Origin of the sequence: Lactococcus taiwanensis, from assembly GCF_014905395.1 — a bacterium.
Lineage (GTDB): Bacteria > Bacillota > Bacilli > Lactobacillales > Streptococcaceae > Lactococcus > Lactococcus taiwanensis.
On the sequence record NZ_BNDT01000014.1, the window covers coordinates 1 to 583 of the forward strand.

6 tRNA genes are annotated in these 583 nt (G+C 51.5%); all 6 read left to right on the plus strand.

Annotation, left to right across the window (positions count from 1 at the left end):
- Nucleotides 1-49 precede the first annotated feature (49 nt).
- The 6 genes from JKP71_RS09500 to JKP71_RS09525 all read left to right on the plus strand — a co-directional run bounded on the left by JKP71_RS09500 (nt 50) and on the right by JKP71_RS09525 (nt 582).
- Nucleotides 50-122 (plus strand) — tRNA-Val (locus JKP71_RS09500).
- Nucleotides 123-148: 26 nt separating this feature from the next.
- Nucleotides 149-221: transfer RNA gene (locus JKP71_RS09505), tRNA-Asp, on the plus strand.
- Nucleotides 222-238: 17 nt separating this feature from the next.
- Nucleotides 239-311 (plus strand) — tRNA-Lys (locus JKP71_RS09510).
- An 8-nt stretch (nt 312-319) separates the two neighbouring features.
- Nucleotides 320-401 (plus strand) — tRNA-Leu (locus JKP71_RS09515).
- Between the two features lie 12 nt (nt 402-413).
- Nucleotides 414-486, plus strand: a tRNA-Thr gene (locus tag JKP71_RS09520).
- 24 nt (nt 487-510) lie between these two features.
- A tRNA-Gly gene (locus JKP71_RS09525) sits at nt 511-582 on the plus strand.
- The last annotated feature ends 1 nt before the right edge of the window (nt 583 follow it).

The window sequence follows — 583 nt, forward strand, 5'->3', positions numbered from 1 at the left end:
GGAAGTACTTGGGGGTTGCCCCCTGGGAGATAGGCGAGTGGCCAAGTTTGGGAGTTTAGCTCAGCTGGGAGAGCATCTGCCTTACAAGCAGAGGGTCAGCGGTTCGATCCCGTTAACTCCCATAGGTTGGTTCAGCCTTAATTGAATAGGTTCCGTAGTGTAGCGGTTATCACGTCGCCCTGTCACGGCGAAGATCGCGGGTTCGATTCCCGTCGGAACCGTTAGTAGAAATACTAATGACTCGTTAGCTCAGTTGGTAGAGCATTTGACTTTTAATCAAAGGGTCGCTGGTTCGAGCCCAGCACGGGTCATAATCCTAGCGGATGTGGCGGAATTGGCAGACGCACTAGATTTAGGATCTAGCGCTTAACGGCGTGGGGGTTCAAGTCCCTTCATCCGCATCTTAGGTATTAGCCGACTTAGCTCAGTTGGTAGAGCATCTGATTTGTAATCAGAGGGTCGCGTGTTCGAATCATGTAGTCGGCATTGTCGAAAGGCAGAAAAGGTATTGCGAACGTAGTTCAGGGGTAGAACACAACCTTGCCATGGTTGGGGTCGCGAGTTCGAATCTCGTCGTTCGCTT